The following is a 26,485-nucleotide window of genomic DNA, read 5'->3' on the forward strand; positions in this document are numbered from 1 at the left end:
CTCTTAAGAGCAGGTAGGATGTACGCCTATTTTACGGGTGGCATGGTTAATGAAATTCAAGGATCTTCGGGATTTCGTGCAGCAACTTGAGCAGCGCGGAGAGTTGAAACGTATCCAGGTGCCGGTTTCCCCGGTGCTGGAAATGACTGAGATTTGCGACCGTACCTTGCGCAACAAGGGCCCGGCGCTGCTGTTCGAAAACCCGACCGGCTTTGATATTCCGGTGCTCGGCAACCTGTTCGGCACGCCCGACCGTGTTGCGTTTGGCATGGGCGCCGAGTCGGTCAGCGAGCTGCGCGAGATCGGCAAGTTGCTGGCCTTCCTCAAGGAGCCCGAGCCACCCAAGGGCCTCAAGGACGCCTGGTCGAAGCTGCCGATCTTTCGCAAGATCATTGCCATGGCGCCCAAAGTGGTCAAGGACGCGGTGTGCCAGGAAGTGGTCATCGAAGGCGATGACGTCGACCTGGCCATGTTGCCGGTGCAGACCTGCTGGCCGGGCGATGTCGGCCCGCTGATCACCTGGGGCCTGACCGTCACCAAAGGCCCGAACAAGGATCGCCAGAACCTGGGGATCTACCGTCAGCAAGTGATCGGCCGCAACAAGGTGATCATGCGTTGGCTGAGCCACCGTGGCGGCGCGCTGGACTTCCGTGAGTGGTGCGAAAAGCACCCAGGCAAGCCGTTTCCCGTGTCCGTGGCCCTGGGCGCCGACCCGGCGACCATCCTCGGCGCCGTGACGCCGGTGCCTGACAGCCTGTCCGAATATGCCTTCGCCGGCCTGCTGCGCGGCAACCGCACCGAGCTGGTGAAGTGTCGTGGCAATGACCTGCAAGTGCCGGCCACCGCCGAAATCATCCTCGAAGGCGTGATTCATCCGGGCGAAATGGCCGATGAAGGCCCTTACGGTGACCACACCGGCTACTACAACGAAGTCGACAGCTTCCCGGTGTTCACCGTCGAGCGCATCACCCACCGCATCAAACCGATCTACCACAGCACCTACACCGGCCGGCCGCCGGATGAGCCGGCCATCCTTGGTGTGGCGCTCAACGAAGTGTTCGTGCCGATCCTGCAAAAGCAGTTCCCGGAAATTACCGACTTCTACCTGCCGCCCGAGGGCTGCTCGTACCGCATGGCCATCGTGACCATGAAGAAGTCGTACCCAGGCCATGCCAAGCGGGTAATGCTCGGTGTGTGGTCGTTTTTGCGACAGTTCATGTACACCAAGTTCGTTATCGTCACTGACGACGACATCAATGCCCGGGACTGGAACGACGTGATCTGGGCCATCACCACGCGCATGGACCCCAAGCGCGACACGGTGATGATCGATAACACGCCGATCGACTACCTCGACTTTGCTTCGCCGGTATCGGGCCTGGGCTCGAAGATGGGCCTGGATGCCACCCACAAATGGCCGGGTGAGACCACCCGCGAGTGGGGTCGGGTGATCGTCAAGGATGACGCTGTGACCGCACGTGTTGATGCGATCTGGAAAGAATTGGGAATAGATTGATGCGTGTAACCCTGCAACCTTCCGGCGCCGTACTGGAGCTGGTCCCTGGTGAGCGAATCCTTGAAGGCGCGCGTCGCCTGGGCTACGAATGCCCACAGGCGTGTCGCAATGGCGTGTGCCATGTGTGCGCCGCGCTGCTGGTGGAAGGCCGGGTGCAACAAGCCGGAGAGGTGCGCGACCATGGTGAGTTCTACACCTGCATCGCCGAGCCGTTGGAAGATTGCATTGTGTTGTGGGATGGCGTGCTGGCGCCGGGAGAGTTGCCGTTGCGCAAGTTGTCGTGCCAATTGAGTGAGTGCGTGGACGTCGGTGGCGATGTATGGCGCGTGCGCTTGCGTGCGCCGGCCGGGAAGGCGGTGCGTTACCACGCCGGGCAATACCTGATGATCGAGCGTGACAACGGCGATAAATCGGCGTTTTCCCTGGCCTCGGCGCCCCATGCCGGGCGCGAGCTGGAACTGCATGTGTTGGTTCGCGAGGACAGTGCGCGCAATTTGATCGAGCAGTTGCAGCGTAACCAGATGGCCCGTGTTGAACTGCCGTTTGGTGATACTCACTTGGCCGAACTGCCGGACGGGCCGCTGGTGTTGATCGCTGCCGGCACCGGCATGGCGCAGATGCACAGCCTGATCGAACATTGCCGCGCCTCGGGCTTCAAGCACCCTGTGCACCTGTATTGGGGCGTGCGCCGCCCGGAAGACTTCTACGAAATCGAACACTGGGAGCAATGGCAGCAACTGCCCAACCTGTTCCTGCACAAAGTGGTCAGCGACCTGTGCGGTTGGGAAGGGCGCTGCGGGCTGCTGCATGAGGCCGTGTGTGAAGACATCAGCGACCTCAAGGCGGTGCACGTTTACGCCAGTGGTTCGCCGGCGATGATCTACGGCACGCTGGACGCATTGGTCGACGCAGGTATGGATGCACACCAGATGCGCGCCGATGTGTTTGCCTACGCGCCACGCCCTTGAAGCCTTGAGCTGAACCAGTGTGGGAGCTGGCTTGCCTGCGATAGCGGTGTATCAGTTGCAGGTGTATTAGCTGACCCGCCGCTATCGCAGGCAAGCCAGCTCCCACATGGGTAGGCGGCGTTCCTAGAAACGCACGCCTGCCGTCAGCATCGCCGCATTGAACCCCAGTAACACCAACTCACTGGCCACCGGGCCGAAGTGAACCCCCACAGACGGAATGATCGCCGGTGCAACGCCATAACGGTTGAGCGGGATTTTGTCGCGGTACTTACCGCGATAGCCCTGTAGCGCGCCCGCGGTCACCTTCATATAAAACGGTGAGTCGCCAATATCGTAACGCTTGCCGGCGTAGACGTAATACGAGCGCTGGCTGAACGAGTTGCGAAACGTCGCCCCGCCATACACCAACCCCGACGCCTCGTTACGTTCCAGGTTGATCAAGTCCTGATTGTTGTTGTGCTTTGGGTCCGGCGAAAAATGCTTGGTGTAGACACTGGTCTGGGCGTACCAGAAACCTTTGTCGTCATTGGCGGCGGCCTCGGAAGCCAGAGCAGTGGTGGTTTGCAGCAAAAGCAGCAGACCGGAAAAAAGGTATTTCATGGTTCGACCTCGATAGTCGTTTGAAGAAGCGGCTAATGTGGGTCGCTAAACATCTGCAGTTTGGCGGCTTATGTTGGGCATGACCTGAACCAGCGCTGAAAACACGGCCGCCTATGCTTATGCAATTAAGGTATTTTAGATGTAGGAATAATCTCATTAAGCTATAAGGCAACGGACTACCGCCTTATCGTCAATAACCAGTAACTGACCGCTACCGCCCGCCAGCCGGACCGATCGTGTGAACTCAGAGCATTGAAGCTTTGATTTTTTGATTGCCGGGCTTGAATGGCAGGGGAGCGGTATGGGGAGTTACAAGAAACATGCGTACACAGCTATTTTGTCGGCCAATTTGCTGACTGCTGTGGGATTCAATCCGGTCTGGGCGGACGCAACAGCCGCCGATGCACCAAAACTCGACACCGTGATCGTCACCGGCACCCGTGCCCAAGAGCGCACCGCCAGTGCTTCGTTGTCGCCCATCGATGTCATTTCCGGTGACACATTGCGCAGCACCGGCTCCGATGAGCTGGGCGCGGTGTTGGCGCGTCTGATTCCTTCCATCAACTTCCCGCGCCCCAGTCTGGTGGACGGTGCCGAACTGGTACGCCCGGCGCAGTTGCGCGGTTTGTCGCCGGATCAGGTGTTGGTGCTGGTCAACGGTAAACGCCGCCACACCAGTGCTTTCGTCAACCTGGGCGGGGCCGTGGGGCGCGGTTCGGCGCCAGCGGATTTGAATGCGATCCCGCTGTCGGCGGTCGACCATATCGAAGTGCTGCGCGACGGCGCGTCGGCGCGCTATGGCTCGGACGCGATTGCCGGGGTGATCAACGTGATCCTCAAGCACGACGACCACGGCGGCTCTGTCTCGACCAAATTTGGCGAGTACAAGAAGGGTGACGGCATCCAGCGCAATGTCAGCGGTAACACCGGGTTTGCCTTGGGCCAAAACGGCTTTATCAACGTTTCGGGCGAAGGCGCCGACAACGACTACACCAACCGCGCCGGCGACGATTTCCGCCCTGGCAGCGTGGGTTCCACCACCTATGGTCAGCGCGTGTTTCGTCAGGGCGAGCCGGCCACCAATGAAGGCAAATTCCAGTTCAACTCCGAATATTCCTTCAACGATGCAGCCGAGTTCTACACCTTCGGCGGTTACAGCAAGCGTCGTGGCGAAACGGCGGCGTTCTATCGGGCGAGCAACGCGTCCAACAACATCCCGGCGCTCAACCCCAATGGCTACCTGCCTTTGATCAAGGGCAATCTTGAAGACACGTCCTTGGTGGTCGGCCTGCGCGGCTTGCTGGCCTACGATTGGCATTACGACCTGTCGGCCAACTATGGCAAGAACCAGTACGAACTGGGCACCGAAACCATCAACACCTCACTCGGCCTGGTCACTCCGCGCAAATTTAACAACGGTACCTTGAGCAACGATCAGCGCCAGGTCAGCCTGGACCTGTCCCGTGAGTTCGACGTGGGCTTTTTGCCGTACCCGGTGTCGTTGGCTTTTGGCGGCGAATACCTGCGCCAGGGTTATCAAATTGAAGCGGGCGAGCCGGCGTCCTACTACCAGACCGGCAGTTCGGGCCTGGGTGGGTTCCGTGATGCCGACGCCGGTAGCACCTCGCGGCACAACTGGGCTCAGTATCTGGACCTGGAAACCAACTTCACCGAAAAACTCAGCGCCTCAGCCGCCGTACGTCATGAGGACTACAGCGACTTCGGCTCCAACGTCAGCGGCTCGCTGTCGGCGCGTTATGACTTCACCCCGCACGTCGCCTTGCGTGGCAGCATTTCCAATGGTTTCCGTGCGCCATCCCTGGCCCAGCAGAACTTTGCCTACACCTCGTCACAGCTGATCGGCAACACCATCCAGGAAGCTGGCACCTTCCCGGCCAACAGCCAGGTCGCCCGCCTGTTGGGCGCCGAAGACCTGAAGGCCGAGAAGTCGCGCAATTACAGTCTTGGCCTGGTGCTGGAGCCGGCCGATGACCTGACCGTGACGCTCGATGTGTACCGCATCGACATCCGCGACCGCATCAGCTTGTCATCCAACCTCAATCTCAACCCGGCGACTATCGCCTACCTGCAAGCCAATGGCGTCGGCAACATCAACTACACCAGCGCCCGTTACTTCACCAACGCCACCGACACCAGCACCGACGGTGTCGACCTGGTGGCCAACTATCGCTACCCGTTCGATAACGGCATCCGCTGGAACAGCACCGTGGGCTACAACTACAACCACACCAAAGTCACCGACGTGAAGCCCAACCCGGCGATTCTGGACAGCCTGGGCGCCAACCTGGTGCGGGTAGACCGCCGTGAGCGCATTGGTTTGCTGGGCGATACCACGCCGCAGCACAAGCTCAGCCTGGGCAACGACTTCACCTACGGTCGTTGGGCGCTGCACAGCAACCTGGTGCGCTATGGGGAATTCACCAGCTACCAGGCCGACAAGGTCAACGACCAGACCTTCAAGGCCGCCTGGGTGCTGGACCTGTCGGCAGACTATAAGTTGAAGAACTGGACCTTCACGTTGGGCGGCGACAACATCACCGATAAATACCCGGAGAAGGTCAATGCCTACGCCAGCAGCGGCGGCAACCTCGCCTACAGCACTTTTTCGCCGTACGGTTACAGCGGCGCGTTTTATTACGGTAAAGTTGCTTACAACTGGTAACACGCAGGGGACCTAAGCGATCCGCCATGACCGTTATTGAAACCGATCTGTTGCAATTGGCTTACCCTCCGCGGCTCGATCTGGGGCCGCAACTGACTCACGAGCAATTAATGAGTTCGATGCAGGCCACCATGGCCAGGCATAAGGGCGGGCCGGTCTGGCTATTCGCTTATGGTTCGCTGATCTGGCGCCCCGAATGCTCGTCGACCCAGCGCATGCGCGCACGGGTTCACGGTTATCACCGGGGTTTGTACCTGTGGTCACATGAGCATCGAGGCACGCCGGAGTCGCCGGGGTTGGTGTTCGGCCTGGATCGCGGCGGTTCTTGCAGCGGGTTTGCCTACCGCTTGCCGGAAGACCAGCTTGAGGCCTCGCTTTATGCCTTGTGGCAGCGCGAGATGCCTTACCCGTCGTACCGACCGCACTGGCTCAGCTGCCGCCTGGAAGATGGCAGCCAAGTGCAGGCGCTGGGGTTTGTGTTGGAGCGGCACTTGCCCAGCTATGCTGGCAACCTGCCCGATATCGTGCTTAACCACGTATTGGAAAGCGCTTGCGGGCGTTACGGCACCACTCGCGATTATGTCGAGCAGACCGTGAACGCCCTGCGTAGCCACGCCATGCCAGATAAAAACCTGGAGGCGCGGCTCAAGCGTTGTGCCAAAGACTGCGGCGGGAATTAACGCGCCGCGCTGACGCTGTTGGTGTGCCACAGCGTCGGGATCAGGAACGCGATCGCCAACAGGCATGCGCCCACCAGCAACACAAACCCACCGTCCCAGCCGAAATGGTCCACGGTGTAGCCCATGGCTGCACTCGCTGCCACCGAACCACCCAGGTAGCCGAACAAGCCCGTGAAACCAGCAGCGGTGCCCGCGGCTTTCTTCGGCGCCAGTTCCAGCGCCTGCAGGCCGATCAGCATCACCGGGCCGTAGATCAGGAAGCCGATGGAGAACAGCGCAATCATGTCGACCATTGGGTTGCCTGGCGGGTTGAGCCAGTAAACCAGGGTCGCCACGGTGACCAACGCCATGAACACGATGCCGGTCAGTCCACGGTTGCCACGGAAGATCTTGTCCGACATCCAGCCGCACAGCAGCGTGCCTGGAATGCCCGCCCACTCGTAGAAGAAGTACGCCCACGAGGTTTTATCCACGTCGAAGTGCTTGGCTTCTTTGAGGTAGGTCGGTGCCCAGTCCAGTACGCCGTAGCGCAGCAGGTAGACGAACACGTTGGCGAAGGCGATGTACCACAGCATTTTGTTGCGCAGCACGTACTTGACGAAGATTTCCTTGGCGCTGAACTCGTCTTCGTGGCTGGCGTTGTAGCCTTCCGGGTAGTCGTTCTTGTACTGCTCGATGGGCGGCAGGCCGACCGATTGCGGGGTGTCGCGCATGGTGATGAAGGCAAATGCCGCCACGGCCAATGCCACGGTCGCCGGCACATAGAACGCTGCGTGCCAGTCGTTGAACCACGCCATACCCAGCAGGAACAGCGGGCCGATCAGGCCACCGCCGACGTTATGCGCCACGTTCCACACCGACACCACGCCGCCGCGTTCTTTCTGCGACCACCAGTGCACCATGGTGCGCCCACTCGGCGGCCAGCCCATGCCCTGGGCCCAGCCGTTGATGAACAGCAAAATGAACATCATGGTTACGCTGGACGTCGCCCAAGGTGCGAAACCGAAAATGAACATCACCCCGGCCGATATCAACAGGCCAAAGGGCAGGAAGTAGCGTGGGTTGGAGCGGTCGGACACCAGGCCCATCAAGAACTTGGACAAGCCGTAGGCAATCGCGATGGCTGACATTGCCAGGCCCAGCTCGCCACGGGTGTAACCCTCGTCGATCAGGTACGGCATGGCCAGCGAGAAGTTTTTGCGCAGCAGGTAGTAGCCCGCGTAACCGAAGAAAATACCGGCGAAGATCTGCCAGCGCAGCCGTCGATAGGTACTGTCTATTTTTTCTTCAGGCAGGGGCGCCTGGTGTGCGGCAGGACGAAAGAAAGCAAACATTCAAGAGCTCCAAATTTCTTGTTTTGACTGCGGATGCGAATGTTACAGTTTCGTTACCGAAAATAGCATCGCCTCTTATCTGCAAACACAGGAAATTGGAGCGATTGCATGTTCTCTTACGAACATGTCGCTAATAGATAAGTGTGGGTCGGTATCAGGTCTTAAGACCTAAAGAGATCAACTGTGGGAGCTGGCTTGCCTGCGATAACGGTCTATCAATTGCAGCTGTGTGAGCTGACCCGCCGCCATCGCAGGCAAGCCAGCTCCCACATGAACCGCATTCAGCGGGTCTGGACGACAACCTTTCCCACAGCCCTGCGTTGCCCCAGGTCATTGATCGCCTGCGCAGCCTGCTCAAGCGGGTAAGTCTGCGACACCAACGGCTTCAACTTGCCCTCGCCATACCAGGTGAACAACTGCTGGAAGTTCGCCGCATTGTCCTGCGGCTGGCGCTGGGCGAACGAGCCCCAGAACACCCCGACTACCGACGCACCCTTGAGCAGCGCCAGGTTTACCGGCAGTTCGGGAATGCGCCCGCTGGCAAAGCCCACCACCAGCAGGCGTCCGTTCCAGGCAATGCCACGCACGGCCTGGTCAAACAGGTCGCCGCCGACGGGGTCGTAGATCACATCGACACCATTGCCGTCGGTCAGGCGCTTGATCTCGTCTTTGAGGCTGGCTTCGCTGTAGTTGATCAGCTCGTCCGCACCAGCCGCCTTGGCTACGGCGAGTTTGTCGGCGCTGCTGGCGGCGGCAATCACCCGGGCGCCCATGGCTTTGCCGATTTCCACCGCCGCCAGGCCCACACCGCCGGAGGCGCCGAGCACCAGCAGGGTTTCGCCGGGTTGCAGGTTGGCGCGTTGCTTCAGCGCATGCATCGAGGTGCCGTAGGTCATGCTGAAGGCGGCGGCGGTGTTGAAATCCATGCTCGGCGGGATCGGCAGCACGTTATAGCCCGGCACCGCGACCTGTTCGGCAAAGCTGCCCCAGCCGGTCAGGGCCATGACCCGGTCGCCGACGTTGAGGTGGCTGACCTTTTCACCCACTTCGCTGACCACACCGGCCGCTTCGCCACCCGGCGAGAACGGGAAGGGCGGCTTGAACTGGTACTTGCCCTCGATGATCAAGGTGTCCGGGAAATTCACCCCGGCCGCGTGCACGTCCAGCAGGATTTCGTTCTTCTTGATCGCGGGGCTGGCGATCTCTTCCAGCACCAGGGTTTCGGCGGGGCCGAAGGCTTTGCACAGCACAGCTTTCATCGGACTATTCCTTTTGGCGTCGTGGCCGATAAGTGTAGGAGGGTACGCCCGTGGGTCAACGAGCATGCCTGGCCCTGATAAGTCGCCATAAGCTTGTACTCAGCCTCGCTAGCGTTATGCTACCCGGCAACCGAATTCGAGGAATGAACTGTGAAAGCGTGGATCCTGTTGATGCTCGCCCTGACCTTGCCGTTGGCAGCCCAGGCCGAAGAAGCGAAAGAAGGCGAGGCGCCGAAGGTCAGCTATATCAGCCTGACCCCACCCTTTGTGGGCAATTACGGCCTGGATGGCACGGCAAAACTGCGGGTCTACAAGGCCGACATCGCCCTGCGCGTGACCGGGCCTGAAGCGGCAGCGGCCGTCAAAGCCAACGACCCGCTGATTCGTAACCAACTGGTGGCGCTGTTTACCCAGCAGACCAACGAAGCCATGAGCACGGTCGAAGGCAAAGAAAAGCTGCGCCAGGAAGCCCTGAAGCAAACCCAGCAAGTCATGAATGACGAGACCGGCAAGCCGGTGGTGGAAGACCTGTTGTTCAACAACTTGATCATCCAGTAAGTCGCTGCGCGACTATCGCGGGCAAGCCCGCTCCCACAGGTGAATGCATTCCAGGGGTGGGAGCGGGCTTGCCCGCGATGGCGCCAGTACAGACGCTTCAGGAAGCCAGGCTTTTACGAAACCTGGCCAACGCCACCGCAAAAAACACCAACCCAATCCCCACCAACGCCAGCAAATCCGGCCACACCACACCCACGCCCGCATCACGAAACAGTATGGCCGCGCTCAAACTCACAAAGTGCGTCGACGGCGAGCCCTGCATCACCCATTGCAACCACTCGGGCATGCTGTCCAATGGCGTACTGCCGCCAGACAGAAGCAGCATCGGAATAATCACCGGAATCGCCAGCAAGCCAAACTGAGGCGTCGAACGCGCAAGGGTGGCGAGGAAGATCCCCAGTGCCGTACTCGCAAACAGGTACAGCGCCGTCACCAGCAAAAACAGGCTCAAAGACCCGGCCAGCGGCACACCGAGCAAGCCTTTGACTACCAGCTCCAGCGACAGCCACGTACACAGCACCACCACCAGCATGTTGCTCCAGATTTTTGCCAGCATGATTTCCAGCGCGGTCAGCGGCAGCACCAGCAAATGGTCGAGCGTGCCGTGCTCACGCTCGCGCAGCAGCGCTGTGCCGGTGAGCACAATGGCCAGGATGGTGATGTTATTGACGATCTGGATCACCGCCAAAAACCAGCCGCCTTCCAGGTTGGTGTTGAACAACGCCCGTGTGGTCAGCCGCGCAGGCGTCTTGCCAGCCGCGTCGGTTTGCCCGCCGTAGCTTTGTAACTCACGCTGGAAAATCCGGCCAATATAGCCTGCGCCCATAAATGCCTGGCTCATCGCTGTGGCATCGACGTTCACCTGCACACCCGGCTGGCGCCCGGCCAACAGGTCGGCCTGGAAGTTGGCTGGCACATTGATCACGAAGGTGTACTCGCCGCTGTCCATGACTTTGTCCAATTGGTCGTAGTCCAGTGGTGCAGGCGGTTGAAATTCGGGCGGCTGCAGCGCCTCGGCCATTTGCCGCGACAGCGCGCTGTGGTCCTCATCAACAAACGCCACGCTGGCGTTGTGCACACCAATGACCGAGCCAGCGGCGGGCATGTAGATCGCGACAGTGAAGGCGTAGAACAAAAACAGCAGCAACACGCTGTCGTGACGCAGGCTGGTCAATTCCTTGAAGCCCAGGCGCAGGATATGAGCGAGCTTGTGCATCAGGCCTCCTGCTTTTTGAGCATGATCAGGCTCAGCCCAGTGAACCCGACGAAAAACCCGAACAGCGCCAGGCATTGCGGCCACAACTGGCGCAGGTCCAGGGCCTTGGTGAAGGTGCCCACTGCGATATCCAGAAAGTGCCCGGCGGGGAATAACGTGCCCATCAGCGCGGCCGCGCCTTCCAGGGACGAGCGCGGTACGATCAGCCCGGAGAACTGGATGGTCGGCAGGCTGGTGATGATCATGGTGCCGAGGATCGCCGCGATCTGGGTGCGGGTGAACGCGGAAATCAGCAGACCCATGCTCGTCGTTGCGAGTACATACAACAGGCCGCCTACCGCCAGCGCCACGCCGCTGCCCTTGAATGGCACGCCGAACAGCCAGCGGTTCATCGCCACCAGCAGTGCCAGGTTCACCAGGCTAACGGCCAGATACGGCGCCTGTTTGCCCAACAGGAACTCCAGGCGCGTCAGCGGCGTGGCGTAGAAGTTGGTGATCGACCCCAGCTCCTTTTCACGCACGATGCCCAACGCGGTGAGCATTGCCGGGATAAACGCCAGGATCAGCGCCATCACGCCAGGGCCGATGGCGTTCACACTGACTACATCCTGGTTGTAGCGAAAGCGTGTTTCCAGCTTGGCGGCGGCTTGTGTGCTGCCGGGCAGGCTGCTCAGTTCGGCCAGTTGCTGGAGATTGCCTTGGTGCACCGCTTCGACGTAGTTACGGCTGGTTTCGGCGCGAAACGGCATGCCGCCATCGATCCACGCAGCCACGGTGGGTTGGCGGCCGGCGTACAGGTCGCGGCCAAAACCGGGTGGAATTTCCAGCGCCAGTTTGATTTCTGAACGTTGCAGGCGCCGGTGCAGTTCGTTGGCATCGCGGATGGGGGCTTGTTCGGCGAAGTAGCGCGAGCTGCGGAAGGCTTCCAGGTAGGCGCGACTTTGCGGAGTCTGGTCCTGGTCGTAGACGGCGAAGGCAAGGTTTTCCACGTCCAGGGAAATGCCGTAACCGAAGATCACCATCATGAACATCGCACCGAGCAGGGCGAAGGCCATGCGCACTTTGTCGCGCAACAGCTCTTTGCCTTCGCGGCTGGCCACGGCCAGCAGTCGGGCGATGCTGAAGCCGCGTTTGCTGACGGGCGGCGTGCTGCTTTCGCTGACGGTTTTGTTCGGCGCGGCAGGATCGGCTTCGCCTTGGGCCTGCTCCAGGCAGGTGACGAACGCGGCCTCCAATGTGTCGCCGTGGAATTGCTGTTGCAGTGCGTCGGGTGTGTCGCAAGCCAGCACTTTGCCCGCGTGCATCAGCGAGATGCGGTCGCAGCGCTGGGCCTCGTTCATAAAGTGGGTGGACAGAAAGATCGTCACGCCTTGCTCGCGGGACAACTCAACCAATAGCCGCCAGAAATCATCCCGCGCCGCGGGGTCTACGCCCGAGGTCGGCTCATCGAGAATCAGCACTTCGGGGCGATGCAGCACCGCCACCGCCAGTGACAAGCGCTGGCGCAGGCCCAGGGGCAACTCGCCGGAGGGTTGCTCGGCCACTTCACCGAGGTCGAAGCGCTGGATCAGCTCGTCGATACGCGGGCCGCTGTCGGCCTTGGGCAAGTCGAACAGTTGCGCATGCAGCACCAGGTTCTGGCGCACGCTGAGTTCGCCGTACAGCGAAAAGCTTTGCGACATAAAGCCCACGCGCTTGCGAGTGGCCAAATCCTTGGCATTCACCGGGTTACCCAGCAGCGTGGCGCTGCCTTCGGTGGCCGGCATCAGCCCGGTGAGGACTTTCATGGTGGTCGTCTTGCCGCAGCCGTTGGAGCCGAGGAAGCCAAATATCTCGCCGCGACCAATCGCAAAGCTGACCTTGTTCACCGCCGTAAAATCCCCAAAGCGCAGCGTCAGGTCGTGGGCTTCGATGGCGATATCAGTGTTGCCACTTTCGCGCGGCGGGATCACCAGCGGCTGGTTGTTGTGGGCGCTGTCACCCTGGAAATGAGTAAAGGCTTCATCGAGTTTGCCGCTGGGTGTAACGGCTGCCAGTTCGCGGCTCAGGCCGTCGGCGATCAGCTTGCCGCGATCGAGCATCAGGCAATGTTCGAACTGCTCGGCCTCTTCCATGTAGGCGGTGGCTACCAGCAGCGTCAGCTGTGGGCGCTCGCTGCGCACGGTGTCGACCAGCTCCCAGAAACGCCGCCGCGACAGTGGGTCGACGCCCGTGGTGGGTTCGTCGAGGATCAACAAATCAGGGTCGTGGATCAGCGCGCAGCACAGGCCGAGCTTCTGCTTCATGCCGCCGGACAATTTCCCGGCCGGGCGCTCGGCGAAGCGTGCGAGGTCGGTGGCCAGCAGCAGGTTGTGCATGCGTTGCTCGCAATCGGCTTTGGACAAACCGAACAACGTGGCGAAGAAACGGATGTTCTCGCTGATGGACAACTCAGGGTAAAGGTTGCCGCCCAGGCCTTGGGGCATAAAGGCGATGCGCGGGTACAGGCTGTTGCGATGGCGGCGATCTTCGATGGAGCCGCCGAGCACCTCAAGCTGACCTGCCTGAAGTTTTTTGACCCCGGCGATCAGCCCCAGCAAACTCGACTTGCCCGCGCCATCCGGGCCGATCAACCCGCAACGGGTGCCCGCCGGCAGACTGAAGGCAATGTCGATCAGCGCCTGTTGCTTGCCGTAACGGTGTTGGATGCCGGTGGCGTGCAGCGCCAGGCCGGTCATTGCAGGTTGGCCGGCCAGTCGATATCCGCCGTGCGCACATAACCCGCGCCAGGCATGCCCGGTTTGGCTTGTGGTACGGCGCTGGGTTGGGTCAGGCGCAGCTTGACGCGGAACACCAGTTTTTGGCGTTCGTCGCGGGTCTCAACCTCTTTTGGGGTGAATTGCGATTTGGCTGCAACAAAGCTGATTTTTGCCGGCAGCGGCTGCTGGGGCAGGGCGTCGAGCAGGATGCGTGCGTCGCTGCCAACGGTCAGGCGGCCGGTGACGGAGGCGGGCAGGTACAGGTTCATGTACTGATCATTCGGGTCAATCAGCAGTAACACTCTGCCGCCTGCGCCGAGCACTTCACCCGGTTCAGCCAGGCGCAATTGAATGATGCCGTCGATGGGCGCGCGCAGGCTGCTGTCGTCGATTTCGCTGGTGAGCTGGGCCACTTGGGCCTGCGCCGCGCCGATGGCCGCTTTCACTGCGTTGACTTGAGCCTGCGCTGCGATCACGGCCGCATTGCCGGTGTTCTGGCGTGCTTGCTGCTGGTCGATCAACTGGCTGCTGGCAAAGCCGCGCTTGTACAACTCCTGGGTGCGCTTGAGTTCCTGGTGGGCCAGCAATTGTTCGCTTTGGCGCAGTTGCACGTTGGCCTCGGCGGCGGCGAAGTTTTCCTTGGCGCGCAGCACTTCGGCTTCGGCCTGGGTGCGCTGGGCTTCAAGGGTGCGGGTGTCCATGCGTGCGAGCAATTGGCCTTTGAGCACCTTGTCGCCTTCATCTACGCGCACTTCGGCCAGGCGCCCGGGGATCTTGGCGGCGATCTGCACTTCGGTGGATTCCAGGCGGCCATTGCCCAAGCTCAGGCCTTCGGGCAGGCGGTCCTGAGTCGATCGCCAATAACCGAAGCCGCCGGCACCCAGCAACAAGGTGATGAGCGCAACGGCGAAAAGGCGCGACATAGTGTGATTCGTAGACATGACGGCATCCTGCGGCATTAGCATCCTAGTTTGACCGATACCGCCCGAAGGGTCTTGATACCGGTCAAATGAAGCGCAAGCCTAACCCGCTTGGCGTGCAGATGCATGCATCACAGGTGTGACCGCAGGGTTCTGCCTTTTCAGCGCAGGGCGAGTACCGCTGCCCATTGTTCGGCCGTCACCGGCATCACCGACAATCGGCTGCCTTTTTGCACCAGCGGCAATTCGGCGAGGGCGGTTTGTTGTTTCAGGTAGCCAAGGCCCAGCACCTTTGCAAAGGTCTCGACGTGGGCCACGTTGAGTGCAGTCCACGGGTTTTTCTCCGGCGTGGCTTTGGCATCGAAGTAGTGGCTTTCGGGTTCCAGCGCGGTCGGGTCCGGATAGGCCGCCTCGACAATTTTGCCGATACCGGCAATGCCCGGCTCAGGGCAACTGGAGTGGTAGAAGAAAAACTCATCACCAACGGCCATGGCTCGCAAAAAGTTGCGTGCCTGATAGTTGCGCACCCCGTCCCAGCGCGTTTCACCGAGCTTTTCCAGGCCTTTGATGGAGAGTTCATCGGGCTCGGATTTCATCAGCCAGTAGGCCATTTTTGGGCTCCTGAAAAAGGCATTGGATAAGTTGTCAGGCAATTCCATGACAAACCGACAGTCGGTTGGCGTCAAGGTTTGCGTGTTGGGTCACGTTACCGCAGAATGCCCGCTTTTAAGCTTGACGCAGCTGCAACGGACTACTTTGGAACGTTGTTGTCATCGTGTACGAGGTGCCTGAAGGGGGGCAATCGATGCAACGTAAACCGGATTTACTATGGATTTTGGTTATTTTGTTTGGCCTGGGCGTCGTGACCACCGGATATGCCCAGAGCTTGTGGTCGAACAAGACCGATGCACCGGTTGAACTGGCTCAGCAGCAGCCACAACCGTTCAAGCGTTAACACTGCTTTTTAAGGCGTCGCTGGTTCCAGCGACGTTTCTGCGACATACCATTTTTTATCGGTGACCGTGCCAGCCAATGGCACATCCCAGCTTGCCTGTGCCAGGCGCTCGACCTTCTGACATTCATGGGCCAGGCCCAGCAGCGTGGGTTTTCGCCAGTTTTTGCGCCGAGCCAGGTAGGCCAGGCTGCGGTCATAAAACCCACCGCCCATGCCCAGTCGCCCACCCACATCATCGAAGCCCACCAGCGGCAACAGCACCAGGTCCAGCGCCCAAACTTGGCGCTGGCGGTTGGCATTTACGTGCGGCTCAAGGATGCGAAAGCGATTGGGCAACAACTTATCTCCAGGCCGCACACGCTGGAACACCATCTTGGTGCGCGGCCAGGCACTGAGTACCGGCAGATAAGTGGCCTTGCCCCGGCGCTGGGCAGCGCGCAGCAGCAGGCGCGGATCGATTTCACCGTCCGTGGGCAGATATAAAGAGATATGTTTGGCCCGGCGAAACAGCGCGTGCTGTGCCAGTTGCCGATACAGGCCGTGGGCGGCCTTGCGCTGCTCGCTCGGCGTAAGCGCGCGGCGGGCTTTGCGCAACATGCGTCGAAGTTGCGGACGGGAAAGCGGCGCAGGTTCGGTCATGGATGTTCGGCTCATAAAACAATGCCAGTCCTGGGACTGGCATTGAGTTTGGGAATTCAGGCTCCCCGACAGAGCCGCTGTCGACTTAGCCCTTGAACCCGAAAGTTCAAGGTGGAAGATGCAGTAGGCTTTAAGGCTTTCCGTCTAGCGGACATGCACACCAGCCCAACGTGCAACTTCCAGGGTAGTGCGAATCGGCTCAGGGACATCGCCGACTGGCAAACACGCCAGGGAGTGGGGCGAGTATACCTTAAACAGACGCGTCAATCAGCCCTTGGGTGGCTCTGGCTCGGTAGAAAGTGCCAGATCCACGCGTTCGAGCAGGTCACGCACTTGCTCACGCGTCGAGCCGCTGGCCTGCACGTCAGGCCGTTCCTGCTTATGCAGCAGATCGTGGGTAATGTTCAGTGCGGCCATCACGGCGATACGGTCGGCGCCGATGACTTTGCCGCTGCTGCGGATTTCACGCATCTTGCCGTCCAGATAGCGGGCAGCACTCACCAGATTGCTGCGTTCTTCCTGGGGGCAGATGATCGAATATTCTTTGTCGAGGATCTGCACGGTAACGCTATTGCTTGAACTCATGAGTCTTGCTCCAGGGCCTTCAGGCGCGAAATCATCGATTCGACCTTACGCCGGGCGATTTCGTTTTTTTCAATGAGGTGAGCGCGTTCCTCGCGCCAGGTCTTTTCCTGAGCTAATAGGAGTCCGTTTTGACTCTTAAGTTGCTCGACCCGATCAATTAGCAGTTCGAGTCTGGCCATCAGCGCTTGCAGGTCGGTGTCTTCCATTGGGTTCCACTGGATTTGTCTGATGAATGGCAACTTCAGGATAAACGATCTGACGCCCTCGATAGTCTTGGTACGTCTGCCGGTGCTAGGATACAGCGCTTCATTCTAGACATTGCGCCGTCTGGCGCCTAGCTCACCATGCCTATTCAGAACTCCCCGTACGACGCTTTTTCCAAACTGCTGAGCTCCAGCGGTCATCCTTGCTCGCCTGCCGAACTGCACGGCGTGCTGTTGGGCCGCAGCTGCACGGGCGTTGGCTTCGATGCCGACAACTGGCTGGCCGATGTGGCCGAGCTGCTGGAAACCGAACCTACCGAGAACGTGCGTAACGCGCTGATCGGCCTGCAAGAGATGGTTAAAGGCGAGCTGACCGGTGATGACGTCACCGTCGTTCTGCTGCTGCCGACCGACGATGCACCGCTCACCGAACGCGCCGCCGCACTGGGCCAATGGTGCCAGGGCTTCCTGCACGGCTTTGGCGTGAACGCCGGCGGCCTGGAGCTGAGCACCGACGCCAAGGAAGTGTTGCAAGACCTGGCGGCCATCTCCCAGGTGCAAGATGCCCTGGAAGAATCCGAAGACGGCGAAGGCGACTATATGGAAGTGATGGAATACCTGCGTGTCGCGCCGCTGCTGTTGTTCACCGAGACCAAAAAATCCGCTGAGCCCGCCGCACCCAAGCCGTCGCTGCACTAAGTAAGGAAGCCCATCTGCCCATGATCCATATCCCGAAAGCGGAATACACCCGTCGCCGCAAGGCGCTCATGGCGCAGATGGAACCCAACAGCATCGCGATCCTGCCGGCCGCCGCCGTGGCCATCCGCAACCGTGATGTCGAGCACGTCTACCGCCAGGACAGCGACTTCCAGTACCTGAGCGGCTTCCCTGAACCTGAAGCTGTGATCGTGCTGATGCCCGGTCGCCAGCATGGCGAGTACGTGCTGTTCTGCCGCGAGCGCAACGTCGAACGCGAACTGTGGGACGGCCTGCGCGCCGGCACCGAAGGCGCCATTCGCGACTTTGGTGCTGACGATGCGTTCCCCATCACCGATATCGACGACATCCTGCCCGGCCTGATCGAAGGCCGCGACCGGGTGTATTCGGCCATGGGCAGCAACGCCGAATTCGACCGGCATCTGATGGAGTGGATCAACGTGATCCGTTCCAAGGCGCACCTGGGCGCCCAGCCGCCGAACGAATTTGTTGCCCTGGATCATCTGCTCCACGACATGCGCCTGTATAAATCGGCGGCAGAAGTGAAGGTGATGCGCGAGGCCGCGCGAATTTCCTGTGCGGCCCACGTCAAGGCGATGCAGGCCAGCCGCGCCGGGCTGTATGAGTTCAGCCTCGAAGCCGAGCTGGATTACGAGTTCCGCAAGGGCGGCGCGAAGATGCCGGCCTATGGCTCCATCGTCGCCGCCGGGCGCAACAGCTGCATCCTGCACTACCAGCAGAATGACGCGCTGCTCAAGGACGGCGATCTGGTGTTGATCGACGCCGGTTGCGAGATCGACTGCTACGCCAGCGATATCACGCGCACGTGGCCGGTCAGCGGCAAGTTTTCGCCCGAACAAAAGGCGATCTATGAAATTGTGCTGGCCTCCCAGGAAGCCGCCTTCGCCCAGATTGCACCGAACAAACATTGGAACCAGGCCCACGAGGCGACCGTGCAGGTCATCACCGCCGGGCTGGTGAAGTTGGGGCTGTTGCAAGGTAACGTCGACGAGTTGATCGCCAGCGAAGCCTACCGTGCCTTTTATATGCACCGCGCCGGCCACTGGCTGGGCATGGATGTGCACGATGTGGGCGAATACAAAGTGGGCGGTGAATGGCGTGTGCTGGAAGTGGGCATGGCCTTGACCGTGGAGCCGGGGATTTATATTTCGCCGGACAACCAGAACGTGGCAAAGAAATGGCGTGGCATTGGCGTACGCATCGAGGATGACGTGGTAGTGACCAAGCAAGGCTGTGAAATTCTGACCGGTGGTGTGCCTAAAACTGTCGCTGAGATCGAAGCGCTGATGGCGGCTGCCCGATGAACCGGGTCAACCTGGCGATTATCGGTGGTGGCCTGGTGGGCGCCAGCCTGGCGTTGGCCTTGCAGGCCGGTGCCAAGGCACGGGGTTGGAAGATCGTGCTGATCGAGCCATTTGCCCCAGGCGACACTTACCAACCGAGCTACGATGCACGTTCTTCGGCGTTGTCTTACGGTGCCCGTCAGATCTATCAGCGCCTGGGTGTGTGGCAGGACATCTCCCGCCGCGCCGAGCCGATCAAGCAGATCCACGTGTCTGACCGTGGGCGTTTCTCCACTGCGCGCTTGTCCGCCATGGAGGAGGGCGTGCCGGCCCTCGGCTATGTGGTGGAAAACGCCTGGCTCGGACAGTGCCTGTGGCAAGGCCTGGACAAAGAGGTGGTGAGTTGGCGTTGCCCGGCGGAAGTCACGCGTATGGAGCCGCTGCCCGACGGCTATCGCCTGACCCTCAACGATGAAACCGTGCTGGAATGCGACCTTGCGGTATTGGCCGACGGTGGTCGCTCCGGTTTGCGCGAGCAGTTAGGTATTGGCGTGAAAACCCGCCCGTACAACCAGAGCGCGCTGATCGCCAACATCACCCCCAGCGAAGCCCACAACGGCGAGGCCTTCGAGCGCTTTACCGATGAAGGCCCGATGGCCCTGTTGCCGTTGCCGGACAACCGCTGCGCGCTGGTATGGACGCGCATCGGCATGGACGCCCAGCGTTTGGCCAACCTCGACGAGCGCAGTTTCTTGAGCGAACTGCAGGGCGTGTTCGGCTATCGCCTGGGCACCCTCAAGCAAGTCGGCGCACGGCACCTGTACCCGCTGACGCTGGTGGAGGCCGAAGAACAAGTGCGCTCGCACCTGGCGATCCTCGGCAATGCCGCCCACAGCCTGCACCCGATTGCCGGGCAGGGGTTCAACCTGTCCCTGCGCGATGCCAATGCCTTGGCCGAAGCCTTGTTGGCCGGGCCGCAGGTGCCGGGCGACTTGGCGACCTTGCAGCGCTACCGCGAAAGCCAGCATCTGGACCAGAAGCTCACAGTGGGCTTCTCCGATCAAGTCACACGCCTGTTTGGCAGTGCCCAGCCGTTAGTGGCTTTGGGCCGCAACATGGGCCTGCTTGGCCTGGACCTGCTACCGCCGGCCAAACGCTGGTTCGCCCGTCAGGCCATGGGCTTGGGTACGCGCCCCGATGCGTAAGTGGTTGATCCAACGTTTGGGTAAAGCGCGGCTGTTGCGTTGGGTCATGACCCTTTATCCGCCTTATCTCGGGGCGGGGATAAGCGTGCAGCACATGAGCGCTGACTTTCGTCATGTCAAAGTGCGCATGGGCCTGGGCTGGTACAACCGTAATTACGTCGGCACGCAATTTGGCGGCAGCCTGTATTCGATGGTTGACCCGTTCTACATGTTGCTGTTGATGGAGAACCTGGGCCGCGACTACATCGTGTGGGACAAGGCCGCGGGCATCGACTTTGTGTCGCCGGGCAAAGGCCCGGTGTACGCCGAGTTCTCCATCGACGACGCCTTGCTGGACGAGATTCGCCGGCAAACCGAAGGTGGCGAGAAGTACCTGCCCCACCTCAAGGTCGAGATTCATGACGGCTCCGGCACCCTGGTGGCGCGGGTCGACAAAACCCTTTACGTGCGGCGCAAGCCGCCAGCAAAGCAGGCTTAAAGCATGGACATGCGCGCAGATGTGCTGATTGTCGGGGCCGGAATGGTCGGAAGCGCCCTGGCGCTCGCGTTGCAGGGCAGTGGCCTGCAGGTGCTGCTGCTCGACGGCAGCCCGCTGAGCGTCAAGCCATTTGACCGTGAGGCTGCCTTCGAGCCACGGGTGAGCGCGTTGTCGGCCGCGAGCCAGCGCATCCTTGAGCGCCTCGGCGTGTGGGACGGCATTGTGTCGCGGCGCGCCAGCCCTTATGGCGAGATGCAAGTGTGGGACGGCAGCGGCACCGGGCAGATCCACTTCTCGGCGGCCAGTGTGCACGCCGAAGTGCTTGGGCATATCGTCGAGAACCGCGTGGTTCAGGACGCGCTGCTCGACCGCCTGCATGACTGCGACCTGGGCCTGCTGGCCAACGCCCGCTTGGAACAGATGCGCCGCTCCGGCGATGACTGGCTGCTGACCCTTGCCGACGGCCGCACATTGCGTGCACCGCTGGTGGTCGCCGCCGATGGCGCCAACTCCGCCGTACGCCGCCTGACCGGCACAGCGACCCGCGAGTGGGATTACTTGCATAACGCCATTGTCACCAGCGTTCGCAGCAGCCAGCCCCACCAGCGCACGGCGTGGCAGCGCTTTACCGACACTGGCCCGCTGGCGTTTCTGCCATTGGTGCGCGAGGGGCAGGAAGACTGGTGCTCGATCGTCTGGTCCACCACACCGGCCGAATCCGAGCGCCTGATGGCGCTGGATGATGAAAATTTCTGCCGTGAGCTGGAGCGCGCCTTTGAAGGGCGGCTCGGCACGGTGCTCAGCGCCGATCCACGTGTGTGCGTGCCATTGCGCCAACGACACGCCAAACGCTACGTGGCAGAAGGCCTGGCGTTGATCGGCGACGCGGCCCACGTGATCCACCCGTTGGCGGGGCAGGGCGTAAACCTGGGTTTCCTCGATGCGGCGGTGCTGGCCGAGGTGCTGCTGGCAGCCAATGAACGCGGTGAGCGCCTGGCTGATGTGAAAGTTTTGAGCCGCTACGAACGTCGGCGCATGCCGCATAACCTTGCGCTGATGGCGGCTATGGAAGGGTTTGAGCGCCTGTTCCAGGCCGACCAGTTGCCATTACGCTGGCTGCGCAACGCCGGGCTGAAAATGGTCGACCAGATGCCCGAAGCCAAGGCCATCTTCGTCCGCCAGGCCTTGGGCCTGACCGGCGACCTCCCGGAGCTGGCCAAACCCTGAGGGCGCCTGAGTACCCTGTGGGAGCCGGGCTTGCCCGCGATGGGGCCATCGGCCCCAGCACAAATCCCAGCCATGCAACATCTCGTAACGCCTCCACCAAGCGCTACCAAATGTGAGTCCTTATCATTTGCCCTCTTTTTGCAAATGAGAGACCGCACCCATGTTGGCACCCAAGCGCCTCCTGACTGCCCTGGCACTCACCCTTATCGGCAGCACCACCGTGCAGGCAGCCGACGAAGTCGTGGTCTACTCCTCGCGCATCGACGAACTGATCAAGCCGGTGTTCGATGCCTACACCAAAAAGACCGGCGTGCAGGTGAAGTTCATCACCGACAAGGAAGCCCCGCTGATGCAGCGCATCAAGGCCGAAGGCGAGAACGCCACGGCTGACCTGTTGCTCACCGTGGACGCCGGCAACCTTTGGCAGGCTGAGCAAATGGGCATCCTGCAGCCGTTCACCTCGGCGGTGATCGACAAGAATATTCCGCTGCAATATCGCTCCTCTAACCACGCCTGGACCGGCTTGAGCCTGCGTGCACGGACCATCGCCTATTCCACCGACCGGGTAAAACCCGGTGACCTGACCACTTACGAAGCCCTGGCCGACAAGCAATGGGAAGGCCGCTTGTGCCTGCGCACGGCGAAGAAGGTCTACAACCAGTCGCTGACCGCCACCCTGATCGAAACCCATGGCGCGGCCAAAACCGAGGAAATCGTCAAAGGCTGGGTCAACAACCTGTCCACCGACGTGTTCTCCGACGACATCGCGGTGCTGGAGGCGATCAACGCCGGGCAATGCGACGTGGGGATCGTCAACACCTACTACTACGGCCGCCTGCACAAGCAGAAGCCAGACCTGGCGGTAAAACTGTTCTGGCCGAACCAGGGCGACCGTGGCGTGCACGTGAACCTGTCGGGCATTGGCCTGACTAAGCACGCGCCGCATCCGGAAGCGGCCAAGGCATTGGTCGAGTGGATGACCACGCCTGAGGCGCAGCAGATCTTTGCCGATGTGAACCAGGAGTTCCCGGCCAACCCGGCGGTGCCGCCATCAGCAGAAGTGGCGACCTGGGGAAAGTTTGTGGCTGACACCTTGCCGGTGGAAGTGGCAGGCAAGCGCCAGGCTGAGGCTATCCGCCTGATGGATCGCGCCGGCTGGAACTAACTACAATTTGCAGGCAAGCGCCGAACTAAATGTGGGAGCGGGCTTGTGTGGGAGCTGGCTTGCCTGCGATAGCATCACCCAGGTGTAACTGACACACCGAGGTGCTGCTATCGCAGGCAAGCCAGCTCCCACATTGCTTTGTGTTCACCTTGAATTTTTTACCAACCTGAGAGCTAGCCCTTGGCCCACCCCGCCCAACGCCGCTGGTACCTGCCGGTCTTCAGCGTCGCCGCCCTGGTGCTGTTGCCGCTGAGTGTGCTGTTGCTGTCCTGGCAAAGCATTGATGCGCAAATCTGGTCGCACCTGTGGGACACCCAGATGCCGCGCTTGATGGGCAATACCCTTACTTTGGTGCTGGGCGTCGGTGTGGGCGTGACCCTGCTGGGCGTGAGCCTGGCCTGGTTGACCAGCCTCTGCGAGTTTCCTGGGCGGCGCTGGCTCGATTGGGCCTTGATGCTGCCTTTTGCCATTCCCGCCTACGTACTGGCCTTTGTGTTTGTCGGCCTGCTGGATTTCGCTGGCCCGGTGCAAAGCCTGCTGCGTGAATGGTTCGGCACCGGCCTGCGGCTGCCGCGCGTGCGCTCCACCAGCGGCGTGATTATCGTGTTGGTGCTGGTGTTCTACCCCTACGTCTACCTGCTGGCGCGCACGGCGTTTCTTGCCCAGGGCAAAGGGCTGATGGAGGCGGCACGTGTGCTCGGGCAATCGCCCTGGCAAGCGTTCTGGCGCGTCGCGCTGCCCATGGCACGGCCGGCGATTGGTGCCGGCGTGGCCCTGGCCTTGATGGAAACCCTGGCGGATTTCGGCGCGGTCTCGGTGTTCAATTTCGACACCTTCACCACCGCCATCTACAAGACCTGGTACGGCTTTTTCAGTCTTTCCAGCGCTGCCCAACTGGCCAGCCTGTTGCTGCTGGTGGTGATGCTGGTGCTGTACGGCGAACGGCGAGCCCGCGGTGCCAGCCGCCCAAGCAACGAGCGGCCACGGGGCCAGGCGTTGTATCACTTGCGAGGGTTCAAGGCGGCAGCGGCCAGCACGTGGTGCGGGTTGGTGTTCGCCTGCGCCTTTGTCATCCCCATGCTGCAACTGGTCGCCTGGTTCTGGCAGCGCGGCCGCTTCGACCTGGATGAGCGCTACACCGGCCTGATCGTTCACACCCTTTACTTAGGCGGTATCGCGGCGCTGATCACGGTCAGCGTGGCGTTGATACTCGCCTTCGCCAACCGGCTGGCGCCGACACGGGCGATTCGCTCTGGTATCAGCCTGGCTAACGTCGGCTATGCCTTGCCGGGTTCGGTGCTGGCGGTGTCGATCATGTTGGCATTCAGCTACCTGGACCGAGAGCTGGTGGTACCGCTCTCGGGGTGGCTCGGCGGCGCGGGCAAACCCTTGCTGCTTGGCAGCCTGTCGGCACTGGTGCTGGCCTATCTGGTGCGCTTTCTGGCGGTGGCCTACGGGCCGTTGGAAAACAGCCTGGCGCGAATCCGCCCGTCGTTGCCGGAAGCGGCACGCAGTCTCGGGGTAAGCGGGCCACGACTGTTTTGCAAAGTGTATCTGCCGTTATTGCTGCCGGGCACGTTGAGCGCAGCGTTGCTGGTGTTCGTCGATGTGCTCAAGGAAATGCCCGCAACTTTGCTGATGCGCCCATTTGGCTGGGACACCCTGGCGGTTCGCATCTTTGAAATGACCAGTGAAGGCGAATGGGCGCGAGCCTCGTTGCCGGCGCTGACCCTCGTACTGGTGGGGTTACTGCCGGTCATCGGCTTGATCCGACGCTCTGCGCGGCAAATCGGTTAGGTGCCAGTCCTACGGCTTGCGGCTACAATGCGCGGCATTCGGTGCGCTTCGTCTTTCGGAGCGAGTCGCTGGGCGTGGCTGCAGGCCTTGTAATTCAAGGTGTTCAGCGCAAACAGCAGCTCCGCGCACCTTCGCCAAGCCCGGAAGGAGAAACCCATGGGACAGCGTACGCCTCTGTATGACCTGCATCTCGCCCTCGGCGCGAAAATGGTCGATTTTGGCGGTTGGGATATGCCTCTGCACTACGGCTCGCAAGTTGAAGAACACCATCAGGTGCGACGCGACTGCGGGGTGTTCGATGTATCTCATATGACCGTGATCGATGTCACCGGCCCTCAGGCCAAGGACTGGCTCCAGCACCTGCTGGCCAATGATGTCGATCGTTTGCATGGCTGCGGCCGTGCGCTCTACAGCGCCATGCTCAATGAGCAGGGCGGCGTGGTGGACGACATGATCGTCTACCGCACCGAAGCCGGTTACCGGTTGGTGGTCAACGCAGCCACCCGCGACCAGGATATGGCCTGGATGCAGGCGCAACTGGGCAACTATTCGGTGCAACTGCAGGAGCGGCCCGAGTTGGCCATGCTCGCCATTCAGGGTCCCCATGCCCGGCAGAAAATCGCCGAACTGGTCACCCAGTCGCGCAGCAACCTGATTCATCAACTCAAGCCCTTTGAAGGCCAGGCGGACGGTGACTGGTTTATCGCCCGTACCGGATATACCGGTGAAGACGGCCTGGAAATAGTCCTGCCTGCCGATCAGGCGCCAGGCTTTTTCAACGACCTGGTCGGCGCGGGTATTTCACCCATTGGTCTTGGCGCCCGCGATACCCTGCGCCTGGAAGCCGGCATGAACCTGTATGGTCAGGATATCCACCAGGATGTTTCGCCCTTGGCGGCTAACATGGCCTGGAGCATTGCCTGGGAACCTGCCGGTCGCAACTTCATTGGTCGCAGCGCGCTGCAGGCAGAGCTGGCGGCGGGTGTGCAGTACAAATTGGTCGGGCTGGTACTGGAGGAGCGTGGGGTTTTGCGCGCTCACCAAGTGGTTCGTATCGCCAATGTTGGCGAAGGAGAGATCACCAGTGGTAGTTTCTCTCCTACGCTGAGCAAATCCATTGCCCTGGCGCGCGTACCGACGGCCACCGCCGATCGGGCCGAAGTGGAAATCCGCGGCAAGTGGTACCCGGTTCGAGTGGTCAAGCCGACCTTCGTACGCCATGGCAAAACCTTGATCTAACTATTTCCGGCAGGCCAAAGGCCGCTGACATTTCTTCTTGAGGACACAGATTATGAGCGATATCCCAGCTGACCTGCGTTTTGCCGAAAGTCACGAATGGGCCCGTCTGGAAGCCGACGGCACTGTGACCGTCGGGATTTCCGACCATGCACAGGAAGCGTTGGGTGATGTGGTGTTTGTTGAGCTGGCGGAAGTTGGCGCCCAGTTTGAAGCTGAAGGCCAGGCTGGCGTGGTTGAGTCGGTGAAGGCTGCTTCGGATATCTACGCCCCGATTGCTGGCGAAGTGATTGCCGTCAACGAGGAACTGAGTGGCAGCCCTGAGCTGTTGAACACCGACCCTTACGGCGCCTGGATCTTCAAGCTCAAGCCAAGCAACCCGGCCGATCTGGAAAAACTGCTGGATGCTGCGGGTTACAAAGCTGCCATCGGCGAGTAAACACGACACAAATCAATGTGGGAGCAGGCAAGCCAGCTCCCACAGTTGATTGTTGCAAGCCAA

25 protein-coding genes and 1 other RNA gene are annotated in these 26,485 nt (G+C 60.9%); 15 read left to right on the forward strand and 11 right to left on the reverse strand.

Going from position 1 to position 26,485, the window contains the following annotated elements; genetic code table 11:
* Positions 1 to 49: 49 nt before the first annotated feature.
* Together ubiD and AB4P96_RS03100 are read left to right on the forward strand one after the other, a co-directional pair.
* On the forward strand, positions 50 to 1,516 hold the full coding sequence (gene ubiD / locus AB4P96_RS03095; RefSeq protein WP_017135254.1) for a 4-hydroxy-3-polyprenylbenzoate decarboxylase: 1,467 nt from the start codon (positions 50 to 52) through the stop codon (positions 1,514 to 1,516).
* Complete coding sequence (locus AB4P96_RS03100) at positions 1,516 to 2,484, forward strand: CDP-6-deoxy-delta-3,4-glucoseen reductase (RefSeq protein WP_056860765.1); 969 nt, start codon at positions 1,516 to 1,518, stop codon at positions 2,482 to 2,484. The genes ubiD and AB4P96_RS03100 overlap by 1 nt, the downstream gene beginning before the upstream one ends.
* 123 nt (positions 2,485 to 2,607) lie before the next feature.
* Here AB4P96_RS03100 and AB4P96_RS03105 read toward each other — a convergent pair whose 3' ends face one another.
* Positions 2,608 to 3,084 carry a hypothetical protein gene (locus AB4P96_RS03105; RefSeq protein ID WP_017135256.1) on the reverse strand — a complete coding sequence of 159 codons (477 nt, stop codon included), beginning with the start codon at positions 3,082 to 3,084 and terminating at the stop codon, positions 2,608 to 2,610.
* Positions 3,085 to 3,385: 301 nt separating this feature from the next.
* On the opposite strand from AB4P96_RS03105, the gene AB4P96_RS03110 reads away from it, so the two are divergent.
* Complete coding sequence (locus AB4P96_RS03110) at positions 3,386 to 5,767, forward strand: TonB-dependent siderophore receptor (protein ID WP_138453202.1); 2,382 nt, start codon at positions 3,386 to 3,388, stop codon at positions 5,765 to 5,767.
* 26 nt (positions 5,768 to 5,793) lie between these two features.
* The gene (locus AB4P96_RS03115) at positions 5,794 to 6,447 is read left to right on the forward strand and encodes a gamma-glutamylcyclotransferase (RefSeq protein ID WP_017135258.1); all 654 of its coding nucleotides are present in this window, start codon (positions 5,794 to 5,796) and stop codon (positions 6,445 to 6,447) included.
* Here AB4P96_RS03115 and glpT read toward each other — a convergent pair.
* Complete coding sequence (gene glpT / locus AB4P96_RS03120) at positions 6,444 to 7,781, reverse strand: glycerol-3-phosphate transporter (protein ID WP_017135259.1); 1,338 nt, start codon at positions 7,779 to 7,781, stop codon at positions 6,444 to 6,446. The two genes, AB4P96_RS03115 and glpT, sit on opposite strands and share 4 nt — an antisense overlap.
* A gap of 281 nt (positions 7,782 to 8,062) precedes the next feature.
* Positions 8,063 to 9,040: an NADPH:quinone oxidoreductase family protein gene (locus tag AB4P96_RS03125; protein WP_395600496.1), complete on the reverse strand. Its 978-nt coding sequence runs from the start codon at positions 9,038 to 9,040 to the stop codon at positions 8,063 to 8,065.
* Positions 9,041 to 9,190: 150 nt separating this feature from the next.
* Here AB4P96_RS03125 and AB4P96_RS03130 point away from each other — a divergent pair, with 150 nt between their 5' ends.
* The gene (locus tag AB4P96_RS03130; RefSeq protein ID WP_017135261.1) at positions 9,191 to 9,598 is read left to right on the forward strand and encodes a flagellar basal body-associated protein FliL; all 408 of its coding nucleotides are present in this window, start codon (positions 9,191 to 9,193) and stop codon (positions 9,596 to 9,598) included.
* A gap of 97 nt (positions 9,599 to 9,695) precedes the next feature.
* Here the strand turns inward: AB4P96_RS03130 and AB4P96_RS03135 are convergent, their stop codons facing one another.
* From AB4P96_RS03135 to AB4P96_RS03150, 4 genes are all read right to left on the reverse strand, one after another.
* Positions 9,696 to 10,814, reverse strand: coding sequence for an ABC transporter permease (locus AB4P96_RS03135; RefSeq protein ID WP_017135262.1), 1,119 nt, complete (start codon positions 10,812 to 10,814; stop codon positions 9,696 to 9,698).
* A complete protein-coding gene (gene rbbA / locus AB4P96_RS03140; RefSeq protein ID WP_176992322.1) occupies positions 10,814 to 13,531 on the reverse strand; it encodes a ribosome-associated ATPase/putative transporter RbbA in 2,718 nt (905 codons plus the stop codon). Before rbbA ends, AB4P96_RS03135 begins: the two co-directional genes overlap by 1 nt.
* Entirely contained in the window at positions 13,528 to 14,493 is a 966-nt protein-coding gene (locus AB4P96_RS03145) for an HlyD family secretion protein (RefSeq protein WP_395600497.1), read from the reverse strand. Before AB4P96_RS03145 ends, rbbA begins: the two co-directional genes overlap by 4 nt.
* 140 nt (positions 14,494 to 14,633) lie before the next feature.
* Positions 14,634 to 15,083 carry an EVE domain-containing protein gene (locus tag AB4P96_RS03150; RefSeq protein WP_099550293.1) on the reverse strand — a complete coding sequence of 150 codons (450 nt, stop codon included), beginning with the start codon at positions 15,081 to 15,083 and terminating at the stop codon, positions 14,634 to 14,636.
* 194 nt (positions 15,084 to 15,277) lie between these two features.
* Here AB4P96_RS03150 and AB4P96_RS03155 point away from each other — a divergent pair, with 194 nt between their 5' ends.
* Complete coding sequence (locus tag AB4P96_RS03155) at positions 15,278 to 15,427, forward strand: hypothetical protein (RefSeq protein WP_010207387.1); 150 nt, start codon at positions 15,278 to 15,280, stop codon at positions 15,425 to 15,427.
* A gap of 9 nt (positions 15,428 to 15,436) precedes the next feature.
* Here the strand turns inward: AB4P96_RS03155 and AB4P96_RS03160 are convergent, their stop codons facing one another.
* The 4 genes from AB4P96_RS03160 to AB4P96_RS03175 all read right to left on the reverse strand — a co-directional run bounded on the left by AB4P96_RS03160 (position 15,437) and on the right by AB4P96_RS03175 (position 16,857).
* A complete protein-coding gene (locus AB4P96_RS03160; protein ID WP_017135266.1) occupies positions 15,437 to 16,066 on the reverse strand; it encodes a 5-formyltetrahydrofolate cyclo-ligase in 630 nt (209 codons plus the stop codon).
* Between the two features lie 58 nt (positions 16,067 to 16,124).
* Positions 16,125 to 16,303, reverse strand: a non-coding RNA gene (gene ssrS / locus AB4P96_RS03165) — 6S RNA.
* Positions 16,304 to 16,333: 30 nt separating this feature from the next.
* Positions 16,334 to 16,651: a cell division protein ZapA gene (locus AB4P96_RS03170; RefSeq protein ID WP_017135267.1), complete on the reverse strand. Its 318-nt coding sequence runs from the start codon at positions 16,649 to 16,651 to the stop codon at positions 16,334 to 16,336.
* Complete coding sequence (locus AB4P96_RS03175) at positions 16,648 to 16,857, reverse strand: TIGR02449 family protein (protein WP_003177365.1); 210 nt, start codon at positions 16,855 to 16,857, stop codon at positions 16,648 to 16,650. The genes AB4P96_RS03170 and AB4P96_RS03175 overlap by 4 nt, the downstream gene beginning before the upstream one ends.
* 138 nt (positions 16,858 to 16,995) lie before the next feature.
* Between AB4P96_RS03175 and AB4P96_RS03180 the strand changes: the two genes are divergently transcribed.
* The 9 genes from AB4P96_RS03180 to gcvH all read left to right on the forward strand — a co-directional run bounded on the left by AB4P96_RS03180 (position 16,996) and on the right by gcvH (position 26,422).
* Entirely contained in the window at positions 16,996 to 17,553 is a 558-nt protein-coding gene (locus AB4P96_RS03180) for a YecA family protein (RefSeq protein WP_017135268.1), read from the forward strand.
* 20 nt (positions 17,554 to 17,573) lie between these two features.
* Positions 17,574 to 18,896, forward strand: a complete 1,323-nt coding sequence (pepP, locus tag AB4P96_RS03185; RefSeq protein WP_017135269.1) for a Xaa-Pro aminopeptidase — start codon at positions 17,574 to 17,576, stop codon at positions 18,894 to 18,896.
* Positions 18,893 to 20,080, forward strand: a complete 1,188-nt coding sequence (gene ubiH, locus AB4P96_RS03190) for a 2-octaprenyl-6-methoxyphenyl hydroxylase (RefSeq protein WP_138450721.1) — start codon at positions 18,893 to 18,895, stop codon at positions 20,078 to 20,080. Before pepP ends, ubiH begins: the two co-directional genes overlap by 4 nt.
* Entirely contained in the window at positions 20,073 to 20,558 is a 486-nt protein-coding gene (locus AB4P96_RS03195) for a DUF4442 domain-containing protein (RefSeq protein WP_186618282.1), read from the forward strand. Before ubiH ends, AB4P96_RS03195 begins: the two co-directional genes overlap by 8 nt.
* 9 nt (positions 20,559 to 20,567) lie before the next feature.
* Positions 20,568 to 21,785 (forward strand): 2-octaprenyl-3-methyl-6-methoxy-1,4-benzoquinol hydroxylase, encoded by a 1,218-nt coding sequence (locus tag AB4P96_RS03200; protein ID WP_170037053.1) that lies wholly within the window; start codon positions 20,568 to 20,570, stop codon positions 21,783 to 21,785.
* 160 nt (positions 21,786 to 21,945) lie between these two features.
* Positions 21,946 to 22,950 carry an extracellular solute-binding protein gene (locus AB4P96_RS03205; RefSeq protein ID WP_017135273.1) on the forward strand — a complete coding sequence of 335 codons (1,005 nt, stop codon included), beginning with the start codon at positions 21,946 to 21,948 and terminating at the stop codon, positions 22,948 to 22,950.
* 180 nt (positions 22,951 to 23,130) lie between these two features.
* On the forward strand, positions 23,131 to 24,747 hold the full coding sequence (locus tag AB4P96_RS03210; protein ID WP_177033789.1) for an iron ABC transporter permease: 1,617 nt from the start codon (positions 23,131 to 23,133) through the stop codon (positions 24,745 to 24,747).
* Positions 24,748 to 24,903: 156 nt separating this feature from the next.
* Complete coding sequence (gene gcvT, locus AB4P96_RS03215; RefSeq protein WP_017135275.1) at positions 24,904 to 25,986, forward strand: glycine cleavage system aminomethyltransferase GcvT; 1,083 nt, start codon at positions 24,904 to 24,906, stop codon at positions 25,984 to 25,986.
* A 52-nt stretch (positions 25,987 to 26,038) separates the two neighbouring features.
* Positions 26,039 to 26,422, forward strand: coding sequence for a glycine cleavage system protein GcvH (gene gcvH, locus AB4P96_RS03220; protein ID WP_017135276.1), 384 nt, complete (start codon positions 26,039 to 26,041; stop codon positions 26,420 to 26,422).
* Positions 26,423 to 26,485: the final 63 nt, after the last annotated feature.

The organism is Pseudomonas sp. B19125 (genome assembly GCF_044218855.1).
GTDB lineage: Bacteria > Pseudomonadota > Gammaproteobacteria > Pseudomonadales > Pseudomonadaceae > Aquipseudomonas > Aquipseudomonas edaphica.

What these genes read in the sequence shown, in the direction of transcription:
- ubiD (WP_017135254.1), top strand. Translation starts at nt 50, where the DNA reads ATGAAATTCAAGGATCTTCGGGATTTCGTGCAGCAACTTGAGCAGCGC.
- AB4P96_RS03100 (WP_056860765.1), top strand. Translation starts at nt 1,516, where the DNA reads ATGCGTGTAACCCTGCAACCTTCCGGCGCCGTACTGGAGCTGGTCCCT.
- AB4P96_RS03105 (WP_017135256.1), bottom strand. Translation starts at nt 3,084, where the DNA reads ATGAAATACCTTTTTTCCGGTCTGCTGCTTTTGCTGCAAACCACCACT.
- AB4P96_RS03110 (WP_138453202.1), top strand. Translation starts at nt 3,386, where the DNA reads ATGGGGAGTTACAAGAAACATGCGTACACAGCTATTTTGTCGGCCAAT.
- AB4P96_RS03115 (WP_017135258.1), top strand. Translation starts at nt 5,794, where the DNA reads ATGACCGTTATTGAAACCGATCTGTTGCAATTGGCTTACCCTCCGCGG.
- glpT (WP_017135259.1), bottom strand. Translation starts at nt 7,781, where the DNA reads ATGTTTGCTTTCTTTCGTCCTGCCGCACACCAGGCGCCCCTGCCTGAA.
- AB4P96_RS03125 (WP_395600496.1), bottom strand. Translation starts at nt 9,040, where the DNA reads ATGAAAGCTGTGCTGTGCAAAGCCTTCGGCCCCGCCGAAACCCTGGTG.
- AB4P96_RS03135 (WP_017135262.1), bottom strand. Translation starts at nt 10,814, where the DNA reads ATGCACAAGCTCGCTCATATCCTGCGCCTGGGCTTCAAGGAATTGACC.
- rbbA (WP_176992322.1), bottom strand. Translation starts at nt 13,531, where the DNA reads ATGACCGGCCTGGCGCTGCACGCCACCGGCATCCAACACCGTTACGGC.
- AB4P96_RS03145 (WP_395600497.1), bottom strand. Translation starts at nt 14,493, where the DNA reads ATGTCTACGAATCACACTATGTCGCGCCTTTTCGCCGTTGCGCTCATC.
- AB4P96_RS03150 (WP_099550293.1), bottom strand. Translation starts at nt 15,083, where the DNA reads ATGGCCTACTGGCTGATGAAATCCGAGCCCGATGAACTCTCCATCAAA.
- AB4P96_RS03155 (WP_010207387.1), top strand. Translation starts at nt 15,278, where the DNA reads ATGCAACGTAAACCGGATTTACTATGGATTTTGGTTATTTTGTTTGGC.
- AB4P96_RS03160 (WP_017135266.1), bottom strand. Translation starts at nt 16,066, where the DNA reads ATGACCGAACCTGCGCCGCTTTCCCGTCCGCAACTTCGACGCATGTTG.
- AB4P96_RS03170 (WP_017135267.1), bottom strand. Translation starts at nt 16,651, where the DNA reads ATGAGTTCAAGCAATAGCGTTACCGTGCAGATCCTCGACAAAGAATAT.
- AB4P96_RS03175 (WP_003177365.1), bottom strand. Translation starts at nt 16,857, where the DNA reads ATGGAAGACACCGACCTGCAAGCGCTGATGGCCAGACTCGAACTGCTA.
- AB4P96_RS03180 (WP_017135268.1), top strand. Translation starts at nt 16,996, where the DNA reads ATGCCTATTCAGAACTCCCCGTACGACGCTTTTTCCAAACTGCTGAGC.
- pepP (WP_017135269.1), top strand. Translation starts at nt 17,574, where the DNA reads ATGATCCATATCCCGAAAGCGGAATACACCCGTCGCCGCAAGGCGCTC.
- ubiH (WP_138450721.1), top strand. Translation starts at nt 18,893, where the DNA reads ATGAACCGGGTCAACCTGGCGATTATCGGTGGTGGCCTGGTGGGCGCC.
- AB4P96_RS03195 (WP_186618282.1), top strand. Translation starts at nt 20,073, where the DNA reads ATGCGTAAGTGGTTGATCCAACGTTTGGGTAAAGCGCGGCTGTTGCGT.
- AB4P96_RS03200 (WP_170037053.1), top strand. Translation starts at nt 20,568, where the DNA reads ATGCGCGCAGATGTGCTGATTGTCGGGGCCGGAATGGTCGGAAGCGCC.
- AB4P96_RS03205 (WP_017135273.1), top strand. Translation starts at nt 21,946, where the DNA reads ATGTTGGCACCCAAGCGCCTCCTGACTGCCCTGGCACTCACCCTTATC.
- gcvT (WP_017135275.1), top strand. Translation starts at nt 24,904, where the DNA reads ATGGGACAGCGTACGCCTCTGTATGACCTGCATCTCGCCCTCGGCGCG.
- gcvH (WP_017135276.1), top strand. Translation starts at nt 26,039, where the DNA reads ATGAGCGATATCCCAGCTGACCTGCGTTTTGCCGAAAGTCACGAATGG.